General features: G+C 35.0%; 7 protein-coding genes. All 7 read right to left on the reverse strand.

Annotation, left to right across the window (positions count from 1 at the left end; genetic code table 11):
- Window positions 1-48: 48 nt before the first annotated feature.
- Window positions 49-1,761 (reverse strand): polysaccharide lyase, encoded by a 1,713-nt coding sequence (locus FJOH_RS21160; RefSeq protein WP_012026067.1) that lies wholly within the window; start codon window positions 1,759-1,761, stop codon window positions 49-51.
- 104 nt (window positions 1,762-1,865) lie between these two features.
- The gene (locus tag FJOH_RS21165; protein ID WP_012026068.1) at window positions 1,866-3,866 is read right to left on the reverse strand and encodes a RagB/SusD family nutrient uptake outer membrane protein; all 2,001 of its coding nucleotides are present in this window, start codon (window positions 3,864-3,866) and stop codon (window positions 1,866-1,868) included.
- Window positions 3,867-3,884: 18 nt separating this feature from the next.
- On the reverse strand, window positions 3,885-7,256 hold the full coding sequence (locus FJOH_RS21170) for a SusC/RagA family TonB-linked outer membrane protein (protein WP_012026069.1): 3,372 nt from the start codon (window positions 7,254-7,256) through the stop codon (window positions 3,885-3,887).
- A 667-nt stretch (window positions 7,257-7,923) separates the two neighbouring features.
- Window positions 7,924-8,910 (reverse strand): pectinesterase family protein, encoded by a 987-nt coding sequence (locus FJOH_RS21175; protein ID WP_012026070.1) that lies wholly within the window; start codon window positions 8,908-8,910, stop codon window positions 7,924-7,926.
- Window positions 8,911-9,125: 215 nt separating this feature from the next.
- Window positions 9,126-11,144 carry an aceric acid hydrolase gene (locus tag FJOH_RS21180; protein ID WP_012026071.1) on the reverse strand — a complete coding sequence of 673 codons (2,019 nt, stop codon included), beginning with the start codon at window positions 11,142-11,144 and terminating at the stop codon, window positions 9,126-9,128.
- A gap of 178 nt (window positions 11,145-11,322) precedes the next feature.
- Window positions 11,323-13,782, reverse strand: a complete 2,460-nt coding sequence (locus FJOH_RS21185; protein WP_012026072.1) for a pectate lyase family protein — start codon at window positions 13,780-13,782, stop codon at window positions 11,323-11,325.
- Between the two features lie 15 nt (window positions 13,783-13,797).
- On the reverse strand, window positions 13,798-16,125 hold the full coding sequence (locus tag FJOH_RS21190) for a DUF5703 domain-containing protein (protein WP_044048487.1): 2,328 nt from the start codon (window positions 16,123-16,125) through the stop codon (window positions 13,798-13,800).
- Between the last annotated feature and the right edge of the window lie 91 nt (window positions 16,126-16,216).

The following is a 16,216-nucleotide window of genomic DNA, read 5'->3' on the forward strand; positions in this document are numbered from 1 at the left end:
ATACAAAAACCTATGTTTCTATATGTTAAATAATTATTTCTATTTTTCTTATTTTAAATCTAATAAAGGTCTAACTAATGTTTCTTTGTTATTAGCCAAATCTTTCCAGTCAACTTTTATTGCAGGATTTACACCGTTGATGTAATCTTCAATATTTGTATATCCATCTCCATTTAAATCTCCTTGCGCATCAGATGGATCGTTCGGATTTAAACCATATTTTTTCTCCCATGCATCTGGCATTCCGTCTTTATCTGTATCTACATAAGGTTTTCCTTTGTATTGTGGATATCCTCCAACTTGCGAAATATCGGTAATGATACCTTTTTTATACGAATCCATCGGTAAACGTCTGTGTTCGAATTGGTAGAATTCTTTTTTCTCTAATCCTTTTGCGTATTCCGGAACTCCAGTTTTTACAGTTCTAACGATTCTTTCGTCTACTTTATCTCTAATTGGAAGCGTTGCTCCAACATTTTTCAATACAAACTCATATGCTTCGTCTGCTTTCATGAATGGACGGAACCATGGCATTGGGAAAGGTTTGTCAGTTTTCATTTTAGCAAAATACTCTTTTGCTTCATCATACGTCATCAATTCCCCTTTTTTATTCTCTAGCTGAATTCCACCATCCCAGTTGTCTTTAGTCACTTTTTCGTTTCCATCAATAATATTTCCGTTTACGTAAGCTCTTCCGAAAACCACATATGGCAATTTACTTCTTCCCGATTCTGGTTTTAAAATTCTATAACTGATTGGCTGAGTCAAATCGGTTACTGGACCTGGTTTGTAGAAGTTGTTGATGATATTGTAGTTTGCCGTATAATCTCCACCATCTGTAGATCTGTTGTACCAGTTGAAAACTACATTATTTACAAAGTTGAAAATTCCGTTCCAACCAATAGAAGGGTTTCTTCCTGCATTGTTTGCCCACATATTTCTCATGAAAGAACAGTTTTCTCCACCTAAAGTACTTCCGAAAGCGTGATTGTAAGTATCCAAAGCTTCTCCAAATAAACTGTTTTGGATGGTAATATTTACCGTTCCTACTTTAATGTCTGGATAACCTGGTCCTGGATTATACATATGTCTATAAATTGACATGTTTTCGTCTAATCCCCAAGTTGCAGAAACGTGATCAATCATGATATTTCCAACAGGATTTCCTCCGATTGCATCATCACGACGTCCTACGAAAGTTTCTCCACGACGGAAACGCACGTGTCTGATAATTACGTCATGCGTATCAATCCAAGTTGATTCTCCAGCAATGCAAATACCATCGCCAGGAGCAGTTTGTCCTGCAATTGTAATGTAAGGCGCACGAATAATCAACGGACTTTTTAATCTGATAATTCCGGCAACATTAAACACTATTATTCTCGCTCCTCCTTGTTCGCAAGCTTCACGTAAAGTTCCTGGTCCACGGTCTTCTAGACTTGTTACTGTGTAAACTTTTCCACCACGTCCTCCAAAAGTGTACATTCCACCACCTTCAGCACCTGGGAAAGCAGGAATTTCTGCCTGAGGTAAATCAGTAGGTCTTGCAGCCCACGGAATATAAGGTTTTCCATGTTTTGCTTCTTCTTCAATAACTACTAAAGCTTTTGTCCATGCTTCATCAGAAAGTCTTTGAGCTTCTTCTTTGATAGCTTTTTCCTGAGCCTGAACTTCTGGACTTATCTTCGGATATTGAGCAAAACATTTTGCACTTCCTAAAAAAAGCAGAGATGATGCGATAAATAATGCGGAATTTTTCATGTTAATTTCTAGTTGTGGTAATTCTTTTTAAACAAATCACCTGTATCTTTTGACGAATACAGGTGAAAAGTTCTATATAATTCTTTTTTGATATAAAATAAAGTTTATTCTTGGTAATCGTAAGTTCCAGAAGCACCATTTGCATCTTTCCATCCAACAGTTTGCTTTAACCATGGATTTTGTGCTAATACAGCCTGGCTTAATCCCTGAATATAATAGTTCTGTCTAAAGTTGATATTAGTTGCTGTACCACCAATGTTATCCATAGGTGTTGGAGGTGAACGTAATTCAAAATTAGTAGTATAAAAAGCTGCTAAAGCTGTAATTTGCGCCTGGAAGTTAGCTGCATCCGGATCTACCGATATAGAAGCACGAGCAGATGTTAAAGGATCAGTATTAACTGCACTATTACCAATTTTGTAATGCAGGTAATTACCAACGCGCTGTGTACCATTAATTGGCTCTAGTCCTAATTTTGAACAAGTTCCTGCATCATTACTGTACAACATCCATCTTTGAATATCCCAGAAACGTTTTCCTTCATATGCTAATTCTACTCTACGCTCATATAAACATGCTTCGATTGCTTCGTATTTATTTCCTAAAGTTCCAATACCATAATTGTTTGCTGCAGGAATACCAACACGATTTCTAATTCTGCCTAAATAGGCTAATGTGTTATTTGTTTGCCCTAATGCTGCATAACATTCTGCAATGTTTAACAATAACTCAGCGAAACGATAATCTATGATATCAGTACCTGAATATTGAAAGTTACTCGCATTACCAACTGTAGGACTTGACATTTTACGAACAAAAGCAGGACTTGGAACATCATTACCCATACTAAATCCAAATGTATTTGCAGCTGGAGTAGACCAGCGATATGCCCATACAGTAGGTTGAGTGGTTGTATTAGCAACACTGTTTGTATATGGCCAGTAACTTCCAGAGAATGCAAAAGTTCTGTAAAAACGAGGATCACGATCTTTAAAAAATAAGAATGGATCATATAGATTCGCTGCAGTAGGTCTTTTTCCGTTAGCCATAGGAAATAAATCAATCATTCTTTTTGGAGCTTTCACACCACTTCCAGCTGCACCTCCCTGACTCGCAAGTCTAATAGATTTTTCCCATGAATTATTTGAATTAAGATTTGTAGTACCGCTTGCTAATAAACGAACTGTAATTGCTTCTGGATTGAAGCTATTATCAGAAATATAGAACATCTTTGCCCAGTCACTTGCTGATGCTCCATATAAATTATGTCCTGCAGCAATTAATTGTGTCTCCGCTTCTAATCCTGCTTTTAACGCAGCATCCCAACGTTCTGGAGATTCCCAGTTTTTATTAAATAAAGGGCTTGCATATGTTAGTAAAACTCTTGACTTTTGAGCCAAAGCAGCTCCTTTTGTGTAACGTCCGTATTCTGCTGCTCCCCATTCTGCTGCAGTAGGTAATAAACTTGCAGCCATATCTAAATCGCTTACAATTTGTGCTACTACTTCAGAAACTTTAGCTCTAGGCAATTGTGTTGCAGGATTGTTATTAGTTGCATTTTCAACTGTAGTTACAATTGGAACTCCGCCATAAGTACGCATTAAATCAAAATACTGAATAGCTCTTAAATAATACATCTGTCCTTTTATACGATTACGGAAAACCTGCGACAAATTAGCTCCTTTAATATCTATATTTTCCAACATAGAATTACAATCTCTAATTCTATTGTAAGGCTCGTTTTTAACAGCATCTGCTAAAGGTGTTCCATAGTATGCAGAAGCATCAGCAGCATTTTCCCAGGTAAAATTAGGGTTGATAAAACTTTTATCGTTTGCATTATTTGATATTCCACCCACTTCTTCAGTATAAGAAGCCTGAGTTGTAGCAAATGAACCTACTACTGTACCCATTGGAGATTTGTAAGCATCAAAAAAGTCATAGTATACGTTATTTACATACCAGTTTACTCTTTCTTCACTTTGATAAAATTCATCATCAAAATAATTGTACTGCTTTTTCTCTTCTAAAAAATTATCGCTGCACGAAGCACCTACAATAAGTAAAAGTGCCAGTGATATATATTTATTAAATTTTGTTTTCATAATTCTTAAGATTAAATTTTAGAATGTTACATTCAAATTAACTGACCATGTTCTAAGTGTAGGATATCTTGCTGAAGATGTATCGTACATATTACGATAATGGTTTGGATATGGATTATATAAATCCCAAAGGTTATTTCCTGTAACTCCTAAAGTAACTCTTTGTACACCAATTGTTTTAAGAGGCTCTTGAGGCAATTCAAATCCTACAGTTAAATTTCTAACTACACATCTAAAGTTGCTAAGTTCCCAAAAATCTGATGGAGCAAAAGCAGTTCCTTGTTGTCCCATATTAGGATATTTTCCGTTTGGATTATCAGTAGCATCATACATATCTTTCCAAAAAACTTCATGTCCCCAGTCATTTTGAGTAGATCCAGTCCCTTGTTGTACTAAGTCGATTGAGTTATACCCTCCCCATGTAGTAGCTATCTGAGTTCTAAAATAAAAAGATTTATAATTTAATCCTAAATTCGAAGTGAATCCGTAAGTTCTGTTACTGTTAGCTAATTTAACATAATCTAATTGTCTTGCAATCTGTCCGTCTGCAGGTGCCTGAGTTTTTGTTGTACCATCATATGCTCCTCCAACATCTTCATAAGCCAGCATACCTTTTCTCATTTGTGAAACATTATTAATACCCAAATAATTTGGAGCTCCGCCAACTGCAGCTGCATTTGCCGCTAAATAATTCCAGTAGTTCGTAACATCTTCATCTGTACGTAAAATACCGTCTCCTGTCGAAGTTCCTTTCCAAGTTCTGAATCCCCATACTGGCATAAAGCTTGAATAACCTGTTTCGATAGTATTAAACGATGGATGTTGAGATGGTGCTGTTGGATATTTTTTATATTCATTATCTGAGAAACCAAAGTTGATTCCTACGTTATAGCTTAAATCTCTTTTAATTTTATCTTTCCAAGTTAAGCTAATCTCTGTTCCCCATGCATTTACATCTGCATAATTTTGTTCTGCAAAAGCACCACCAATAGAAATTGGAGTTCCTGCTTCACCAGCTAAACTAATCAGCATATCTGTAGATTTATCATAGTAAAAATCTGTAGTAAGCTGAAGTCTATTTTTTAATAAGCTCACATCAATACCAAAGTTTTGTTTGATTGTTGCATCCCATTTAATATCTGGATTAGGTGTCGCTCTTGGCGTAATTGCACCTCCAAGTGTACCTCCTGCTGAACCAAATTGATTACCCTTATCAGCAATAACATCATAAAGAACAAGCCAGCGCCATGGTTTAATGTTATCTTTTCCGGTTTTACCAATAGAATAACGTAGTTTTAAATTATCAATAACCGGAACTGCTTCTTTAAACCATTTTTCGTTTGAAACAACCCATCCTAACTGAGCTGATGGGAAAAATCCCCAATAATTTTCTGGTGCAAATTTTGTAGAAGCATCACTTCTAAAAAGTAACTGCAAAAGATATTTGTCTTTGTAGCTGTAGTTTACACGTCCTAAGTAAGAAAATGTTCCAGATTCTCCTTTATTTGCTATTGAGTTTGTTGTAATTGTACCAGCAGTTGTATTACTTCCTAAATAATCTTTTGAAGTACCTTCGTAAGCCAATCTGGTGTTTTTATAGTTAGCTTCTGAACGTTCAATACCAAACATTGCATCAACACTGTGATCTCCAAAAGTTCTTGCATAGTTTGCAAAAAAGTTTGCCTGAATTACCTTATCAACATCTGTATTATAATAAACTCTAGAGTTTCTAACATTAGTTTCTATAAGATAATCTCCCGCTGGATTAGTTACTGAATTGTAAATAGTTGGATCTGCAGCGCCAGCCAGGTGATTTCCTATTGTTTCATAATTTCTAATTCTGGCTAAATCATATGGTAATTGTACTTGCTCAGAATTAGCGCTTGACTGGCTTCTGGCATAACTTCCCTTAAGTGACAAACCTTTAATAAAAGAAACTTTATAATTCAAAGATAAATTCACATTATATGAAAATTCTTCGTCAATTTGATAACCGTTGTCTAATCCTGCAAAATAATTCCATCCTGCAATAGTATTATTTGCGTTTGCACTTTGTAAGTTTCGATCTGTACGAGCAATAGGAGACAGCCAATAATCTTTACCTTCTACAGTAGTAGACCATGGAATATATCTTGGCATATGCAGTAAATATCCATAATCTGCCTGCTCTCCACCTCCTGCTCCACCAAAACTTGAATCGCTGATGTTTGCAGAAGCTTTAGAAAATGATTTTCTAGTATCAACTGTATTTGCAGAAATTGCAGCAGAAAGTTCAAAATCCTTAGCCAGTTTAGCAGTTAAACCTGTACGGAAATTCCATTTTTTATAATCTTGTTCACCAAGATTTGCTCCCTGATCGAAATAAGTTATACCTGCAAAGTATGTCGCTTTATCATTTCCTCCGCTTGCACTCAATGAGTGTCTTTGTTGAAAAGCAGGTTTCCATGCTTTTTTCAACCAATTATAATCTAATCCTTTCATCTGCTCTAATTCTTCTGCAGAAAAATATTTAGATTTATCAGGATCAAGATTAGAATTCAAAAATCTGTTTTTCCAAATTCCGTGGTCATAAGCACTCATTACTTTACTATGACTTACAGCATCATTAAATGCTGACTGGCTGTAATAGTTAAACTTTAATTTACCATCTTGACCTCTTTTAGTTTTTACAATGATAGCTCCTTGAGAAGCACGAGAACCATAAATAGCAGCAGAACCGTCTTTTAAAACTGTAATACTTTCAATTTCTGAAGGATCTAATCTATTAAATGTTTCAAGTGTAGCTAATCCTGTTGTTGGATCAATCTGCACCATATCATCAATTACAATCAATGGAATAGTAGTGTTTCCATCTTTAGAAAAACCAAAAGATTGACGTATCGAGACATCAGCTCCAACCCCTGGACGACCAGAACCACCAGATACATTTAATCCCGGAGTTAAACCTCTTAAAGATTCACCTAAATTTGAAACAGGTAAATCCTGAATTTCATCTGGTTTTATTGTAGCAATCGCTCCTGTTAATTTTTGTTTCTTTTGAGTACCATATGCCACAACCACAATATCATTTAACTCATTAGAATCTTCTTGTAATTTAGCATTAAGAGTAGTACGTCCTGCTAGTGGAATTTCTACTTTCTTCATACCAATAAAAGAAAAAACCAATGTTGCTCCTGGCTTCACTGTAATTTGGTACTTACCATTGTAATCTGTAGTAACAGTGTTTTTAGACGATTTTTCAGTTACGTTTACACCAGGTAAAAGAAATCCTGAATTGTCAGTCACTGTACCTGTAATCTTAATTGGAGTGCCTGCGGTTTGAGCATAAGTAATTACACTCATCAGTGCAAACAAAAGAAAACTACATCTCTTTAAAAGTGCTTGTTTCATAAATGCTTTTTTGTTTGGTTAGTTTATTATTGTTAGTTAGTCATGTTTTAAATGCATCTTAAATAATTATTAAGATTTCAAAGAAACGAAATCGTTGTAATTAAATGTTAAAAACACATTTATTTTTAATAATCCAAAAATATAACGATCATATATTACAACCGTCCTGCTCTATCCTGTTTTAATGGCATTATCTAAAAAAAAACAACTCAAAAAAACAATATTAATAAAAAATTGAAAGAATAAGTGAGCTAAATAGAAAAAACAGAGAAAATGTTTGAGTATAATCAAATAGAAGAATGCCTTTTCAATTAAAAATCGAAGAAAACGCATCAAAAACAAAATTTATCTATTTTTAATGCAAATAATGCTAATTAGTTACTGTTTTTGAGCAGATTAACTTTACTCAATTTCTACAAAAAAAGCTTACACATTTATATCTGAAAATGCAATTAAAAGTAAAAAACTTACAAGAAAATTAAAGATTTGATATCAAAATCAATTCTTAAATATTTCATAAAAAAATATTTTTTTTAAACGTAAATTCTGACCAATATTTTTTTTGAATGCCTTTTATGATAGGCCTTCACGAGATTTTTGAAGAGAAATTTTAATTTTTAGTGTGGTTTATACACATAAATTCAGGCAGGATAGTTCAATTTTAAATTTATTTGGCCGGATTCCATCCATTCAAAACTAAATCTTTATTGTATTTTTTTATATCATCTTTAGTTAATTGATACGACCATGACACTCGCTGTGAGATATTTTTTGTACTTGCACCTTTACTTCCGTATTCCGCGTAATAAGCTGTTTTATCTTTATCCGGAAAACGAGTATCTATCCAGGCATTCCATCCTTCTGGAATAATGTGCGAACCAATATCCGTATTAATGAAAACAGTTTGTGCATAAGGTCTCCATGGTCTTCCCAAAAATACTTTGTCTACCGATTTGTCTTTTGCAGTAAGCTTGCAATCAACAAAAACAAAACCATAAGCTTGCCCTTGCGGAGTTGAAGCCGCGGTAATATAGGAATTGACTAAACTTTCAATAGTACATTTATAAAAATAAGCCGTTGCAGCGCCAAAGATAAAATCGGTTGTACCGTTAATGAAACAGTTTTCAAAATAAGTTCGGGTGTTTCCTTCTGATAAATAAAGGGTATCCTGATTTGCTAAAAGATTGCAATTCTTCACAATTACTCTATCGCCTTTAATGTGAAGTGCAACCGCCTGTCCTACTCTTCCCGCCGTATTTTCGACAGTAAGATTTTCAAGCGTACAATCATTTCCTTTAATTATGAAAGAATACGAAGTTCCTGTTCCAAATTCTTTTTTACCCGACGGATCTGGTTCACGAAGCGGCTTTCCTGAATAATCATCAAATGAAATAATCGTTTTATTTCTGTCAAGACCTTTTAAAGTAATAAAGGGTTTTGAAACTGGAATTTCCAATTTCTCAACATACTTTCCTGGTTTTATAGTGATTACAACACGTTTCTCCGAATTATCTTTCACATTATTCACCGCTTCCTGAATCGTTTTAAAATCTCCAGAACCGTCTTGAGCAACGGTTAATGTCAATTTGTTATCAAGCGTTTGGGCTGATATTGAAAGTGTTGTTATTAAAAATAAGGTTAGAATGTATTTCATATGTTTTTTATTTATTTCGTTTTTTGTCATTCCGAGGAACGAGGAATCACACTAGAAACTCCGCAATCTTAATCGCAAATCTTTGTCGAGCTACTTGCGAAGATTTCTCCTTCGTCGAAATGACAAACTGAGCGATTAATATCTTTGACAAAAATTAAAAATCCGTTTAAATCCGCGTTTTGCCAAGGGCAATCCGTTTCATCCGCGTCCAAAATTTAGTGCGACATCCAAACCGTCATCTCCCCTTTTCCTTTATTTCCCCATGCAAAATACGGAATCAATTTTACTTGTACAGCATCTGCATTTTTAGAAGAAAGCGGTTTGTACAACGTTTTATTCCATGAATTATTTGAATTTATAACGGCTTCAGCATCAATGCTTACTAAATTTCTATTATTCAATATGAAATTGTTTGTTGCGAAATTCGATTTCAAATTTAAAGCCACATCATTTACACTTACTTTCGCAGGAAGCTGATCAGATTCTAAGCAATATACCAAAGGTCCTCTTTTTACAGCGACCTGATTTTTAACTTCTTCAACCAACGGATTCGCTTCCATTAACTCAACCGGCATTGGAAAATTCAATTCGATTACATCTCCTTTTTTCCATTTCTGATTTAATTTCAAATAAGTTCCTGAAACAATTTTATCATTAATTTTTGAATTGTTTATCAAAATTTCAGCATTCTGACTCCAACCCGGAATTCTTAAAAAGAAATTTTGTAAATCTTTTGGAGCTTTCACAATTTTCAAAGTTATTTTTCCGTCCCACGGATAATTGGTTTGCTGTTCAATTTCGATTTCTTCTCCGTTTAAAGATTTTGTTTTCAATTGATTACTTCCATATAAATTCACATACAAACCTTCTTTCGAAATATTGTAAGCATAATTTCCAACTTCAGCAATTGTTCTCGTTACGTTTGGTGCACAACAGTTGGATAAGGCAATATATCCTTCACGCTCATTCCCCCAACGTTGATGAAATGGCAAATCATTAGAAACATTCAGCGGATTGTTATACAAGAATTTTTCTCCTTCTAAATCCATTCCAGAAAGTACACTGTTATAAAGAGCTAATTCTATAATATCAGCATATTTGGCATCTCCGGTAATTTGAAGCATTCTCCAATTCCATAAAACATTTCCAATATTAGCACAGGTTTCGGTATGAGCCGTTGCATTTGGCAATTGAAAAGGTCTTCCGTAAGCCTGATGAATTTTCTGAACTACAGTTGGATCATAAGAAGTTCCGTCTGGCGAAACGCCGTCATATAAAGATCCACAACCCCCTGTAATGTACATTTTACGATACGTTACATCATCCCAAATAGATTCTAAATTGTCTAATAATTTCTTTTCTCCTGTTTCTGCATACAAATCGGCTACTCCGGCATAAAGGTAATTTGCTCTTACAGCGTGCCCCATTGCAGTTGTTTGCTGTCTAAACGGCACTCTATCTTGATTATCATCGGTTCCGTCATTTGTGGTTCCGCGAATATCAATTAAATTATTAGCCAACTCTAAGTATTTCGGATTTTTGGTCGTTCTGTACATTTCGACAATTCCCATATAATGAGACGGACAAATGGCATTTCGAGCCAATTCTGGTGAAGCTTTTTTATAGAAATCATACAAGAAATCGGCAACACCTTTTGCGATGTTCAGAAAGTTTGTTTTTCCTGTGGCACGATAATGAATACAAGCTGCAGTCATCAAATGTCCCATATTGTATTTTTCGAAACCCAATTGTTTTTTAACTTCTTCTGGCCCTAAAGTCCCCCAGCGTTCATCAATTAAAACCGGCGTATGAATATAACCGTCTTTGCGCTGTACTTTCGCAAAAAGCGCAATCGCTTTATCCATTTCAGCATCGAGTTTTTTGTCTTTTGTAACGGCATAAGTTGCTGCCATTCCTTCAAAAATCTTATAGAAATCACCATCATGAAACGAAGGCCCTTTAAAAGTTCCTTTACTTAAACCTGCAGCAATTTCGAAGTTTTTGTAAGCATGCGAAATCTCATCGTTATGATACAAATCCCACATATATGGCAAAGTATTTTTGGTTTCTACATCAAATTGTTCTTTCCAAAAACCGTTTGTCCATTTTACATCTTGCAAACCAACACTTTGTAATTTCGAATACGGACTTTCTGAATTGGCAACCAAACCTTTGTTCTGCGCAAAGATTACGGTTGAAAGAAATAAAGAGGATATGATGATGTTCTTTTTCATTTTGAATTTATTTTTTGTTTGCCACGAATTAGACTAATTTCCACGAATTAGTTTTTTGCCACAGATTAAAAGAATTAGCACAGATTATTTAGTATAAAATCAATTTAATCCTTTTAATCTGTGGCAAGAAAAAGAAAAAATTAGTGCAATTCGTGTAATTCGTGGCAAACCCATTTTTTTATTTAATAAAGAAATTAATCGTTCTGCTCATTGAATCTCCGTCTGCATCTTTTACGGTTAGAACGAAAGAAGCAAATCCTTTTTCAACAGTTGTAAACTGAATTTCTTTTCCTTTTAAAACCACTTTTCCATTTTTAAGATCAGAGAAAGTATAAACTGGTTTGTTTTCATAGCCTTTGAAATAATCTGCTACATTTAAAACTTTTTTACCTTTTAAATTCAAAAAATAATGAGGTTGCGCCAGCCAATCTAAATAATTATCCAACTGCGTAAATCCGTCTTTATCATTATCCTGATTAGCATTTGAAAAATCTCCAGCAGGCGAATTTTCATTTAACCCAAAAGCTTTTTCCCACCAGTTTGGCAAACCGTCATGATCTGTATCCCAATCTGCCGGACGAGTTTCTGATACAAAATTTGGCCATCCGCCTGCATCCTGTTCATTATCAATCATACCGCCTAAACCGCTTTTACTTCCTTTATAAGTAAAAGTTCCTTTTAAAGTTTCCTCTACAATTCTGTTATCGTGTTTATCAAAAAACGGCTGATTAGCACCAACATCTGAAAGCACATTTTTATAAGCCGCTTTAGCTGATTGCGTTTCTACATAAGAAGGAAAAAATGGTTTGTCTACAAAAGTTTCATAATCTACTTTCTCATTATGGCTTATAGTAGATTTTCTGCCTTTATCCTGAGATTTCTCATCAAAGTAACCTGGCATAATATTTCCGTTAAAATAATAACGCTGCATACCTTTTCCGACACCTTCGTGTTGTGCATTTAAGGCTACAAATATGGTAGTTGAAGCGCCTGGCTTGTAAAAATTGTTTACAAAATTCACTTCGTTTGCTCCTCCGTCAGTTGTTCTTCCTCCCCAGTTGTAAACCACATTGTTCGTAATATCCAATCTTCCTGTGTAATAACCGTCACCATTTAAGCCACCACCAATACTCCAGTTACGACCTTGGTTATGTGCCAATAAATTGTGATGAAAACTACCAATATCTCCACCAATTGTTGCTGCAAAACCGTGCATTTTTCCAGCAGGATATTTATCATGTCCCGCAATGTTTAAAGCTTCAGAAATTAAAGTTCGTTGTAAAGTAATATGATGTGCGCCACGCGAACTAAACGATTCATCAATAGTCCAGCTGATCGAGCAATGATCTATAATACTATAATCTGCGCCTGTTAATCCCATTCCGTCAAAAGTAGTTCCACCACCAATTCTCACTTTCAAAAATCGAATTACACCATCATTTCCTGTCAACCCAATTGGCGCTCTGCTGATTGTGATTCCTTCACCCGGAGCCGTTTGTCCTGCAATAGTAATATAGGGCTGATTTGCTACTAATCTCGAAGCTAGTTTTATATTTCCCGAAACATTGAAAACGATTGTTCTTGGACCAATTTCCTGATTGATGGCATCGCGTAAACTTCCCGGACCATCGTCATTTAAATTGGTTACTTCAATCACTTTTCCGCCACGACCTCCTACGGCATAACGTCCGTAACCTTCTGCACCTGGAAACGCCAATTGTGCAGGTTTAAATGACCAAACATTTCCTAATGTAACTTCGCCATTATTATCCACTTCATCGACTCTCCAATAATAAGTTGTTCCCGAATATAAATCAGAAACTGTAAAAGATTTCTCTGTTAATTTTCCTTTAAATTCTTTTGAAGATTCAGTTGCGTTTTCTACCGCATTTTTATCTTCACCGAAATATATTTTATGCGATGCTACGTTTTTTACAGCATCCCATTTTAGAGTCAAAGTTTTACCCACTTCAACATGCTCGTCTCTATTTTTGGGTTCAGGAGTACGAGCCTGATACATAAGGTTTGGCGTATCAATTTCAAAGCCGTTGATTACAATCTGTTTTATAATATCTGGGTTTGAAGTAGGATCAATTTCAAAACGAACAATTACATCTTTTCCTTTTTCAGCATTAAAAGTAATATACGCCATCGAAGCATCAATTTTAGCATTGGCTCTTTGACTTGCATTTACGGTTTCCTGAAGTTTTCCGTTTACGTAGATTTTTATCGGAGAAAAAGTTTTTCCTGTAATGACATCAAAAGCGTTATGAAATGTCAAAAGTGTATGTTTTCCTGCTTTCAGTCCACTGATTTTCAATTCCAAATTTTCGGCCGTAACCAAACCGTCACTTCCTAATTTATTGTAAAACGGAGCACTCATTCCGACTTTGTACCATTTTGAAGTAAAGTTTCCTTTTAACTTAAAAGATACATTATTAAATGATTTTTCAGCTTCTTTTCCTTCATTAATCACCCACGAATCGTAACTTGGATCGTGAACTTCTTCTAGTCTTCTTTGAAAAAAATCAAAGTCAACTTTTACAATTTGTTTATCAGTATTTGCAACTGATTGTGCTTGTCCGTTTGTGGTCAAAAGCAAGGACAAAACAGCACCGCTTATTAATTTCTTTATCATTTTAATTAGCAATAGTTAGTTTAATTTTGTTTTCTCTGCTTCAGATTTTCCTAGCAGATTTATAATGTCTTTTTTTCTTTCTTCTGGAATTACTTTTAAAACCTTAAATTCTCCATTCATGAGTTCGGCTTCAATTGTTGTATTTTGTTTGGCATGTAATTTAAAATGAACGTTCCAATCTTTTGGCCATGCTGGAAAAAGATAGATTTTCCCGTCTGCTTCCTGCAAAAGCATTTCCTGCATGCCAATCATCCCCGATCCGCCCCAATTATGATCTGGAACCCAGTCAAATCCAGGACCCCAAAATGCTGGAAAACGTCTTTCTGAACTGGCCATTTTTAGTGTATTGTATTTCATCGCTTCTTCGGTTAAACCCAAACGAGCGGAGAAAATATTATCCTGTTTCCAACCTACATGACTTCTAAATTTCAATGCATCAGAATCGTATTTCCAAGTATTTAAAGCCGTTTTTAAATCAGGTTTTCCTACGCCGTAAATTCCCCACGGATAAACGGGATATAATTGCGGAACTTCTGAATTATTCACTCTTTCCCAAGTTTTAGCAGGAAGTAAAACTTTATGATTTTCAATCTGCCCAAAATTCAAAGGCGGAATTCTCGTTTGAAATGCTTTTAAATATTCTGACTCTTCTTTTGACAAGTGGTTACCCGAAAGGTTTAAAAGGTTTTCTGTAATAACTTGCAAAGCCGAAATCGTGCTATTGGCATTATTCGCCATTTTATAAGTTTCAGCTCCCGAACCCGGAAAAAGAATTAATTTTCCATTTCCATCCAAAGCTTTTCTGCCTCTCTGCTTTGCTAAATATTGATAATGTTCATCGAAAAATCTAAGACAGCTTATAATGAATTGGTTGTATTTTTGAATGTCTTCTCCAGCATATTCTTTTTGCTGTAACATCATTTGGCAGAATTCTAAAACCGTATCCCATTCATATTCTAGCCACGCATTATATTCCATTCCCGGATCGTAATCTGCGGGACGTGTCCATTCGTATTCAGCTGGATTTGGAAGTCCAAAGTTTTCTAATTGTTCTGTGAATGAAGATCCGTTATGTTTCCAATATACTTTAGAACGTAATTCGGCATTTTTTTGAAGACTTACGTAATAATCCAATTGTGATTTCATCATATCAAAATCACCGCTTTTCACCATCGGAAAATAAACTAATCGCTGATTTTGAGCTGTCATAGTTCCTCCTCCCCAATTTCTAAAATCGGGTGTGAAATTCAGGTCTTTATTAGTATGGACAGGATCAACGGTAAAAAGTCCGCCGTTAAATTTGGTTGGATATTTTCCGTACGCATTGCATCCAAGCATATATCTGAACAACTGATAATTCTGTCCAATTTGATACACCGAATCTTTTGCAGTTGACTGATTTTTTTGAGTAAAAATAAAACTACGGTTCCAGAAATTATTCCACCATTTTTGAGTGTTTTTTTCGGATTGTTTTGCTGTGTTTTTATTTGCCGAAATGAAACTTTTCAATCCATTATTCCAAGCAACAAAATCAGATTGACTGGTGTTTAAATAAATTTCTAATGCCTGTTTTTTGGATGGTTTTATGCTTGATAAAGTAAAGCCTTTAAAATCCGTATCCTGATATTTCCCAAGATATGTTCCGTCTGGTTTTAAGTTATCGCCTTTCATGAATCCACCAAAAGTCAGATTCGCAATCGGGTTCAGCATTTGGTCTTTAACCGATTCCATTTTCTGCTGTTTTACCGCTACATCAAAAACAGTATTTTCTCGATTTCTGTGATAAAATTTGACACCATTATTTTCAAACGAAATAGAATCTTTATATGTAATAAGTTCTCCTTGAGGCGCCCATTTATATGAATTAGCGTTGTTTTCTTTTCCTTTTGGATAACGATTTTGATAACGCCAGCTTTCGTAAGAAGCAGTCATTTTCAACGGATTTTTACTTTCTAAATCAACATGAATAATCGGTTTAAAAACATCAACCCAAAGTTTTATTTTTGTGTTGTTTTGCCCAACTAAAACATAACCATCTTTGAGCTTTAATTCCTGATGAAAACCATCTTTTCCTTCAAACGGATTCGGACTTAAAGTCACTTTTACTCTTCCTAGTTTCAATAAAGTATTATGTTCATCAAAAGTGCCGCTTCGCGAAAAATAGAAATACAAATCACCTTTCTCGACCCAAACATTCATACCAATATCACCGCCACCCAAAGGCATAGATTCTGATGAATTGTTGCTTTGCGTTGTCCAAACCTGATTGTAATTATCGAGCGTAGGAATTTGCGCTTTGAGGCAAAGCGTTGTGAAGAGAAGTATGTATTTAATGTATTTCAATTTTACTCTTTTTAAAGTTTTTTTGTCATTTCGACGAAGGAGAAATCTTCGTTGCATGATCGACAAAGATTGCGGAGCTACTTGCGAAGAT

Source organism: Flavobacterium johnsoniae UW101, assembly GCF_000016645.1.
Classification (GTDB): Bacteria; Bacteroidota; Bacteroidia; order Flavobacteriales; family Flavobacteriaceae; genus Flavobacterium; species Flavobacterium johnsoniae.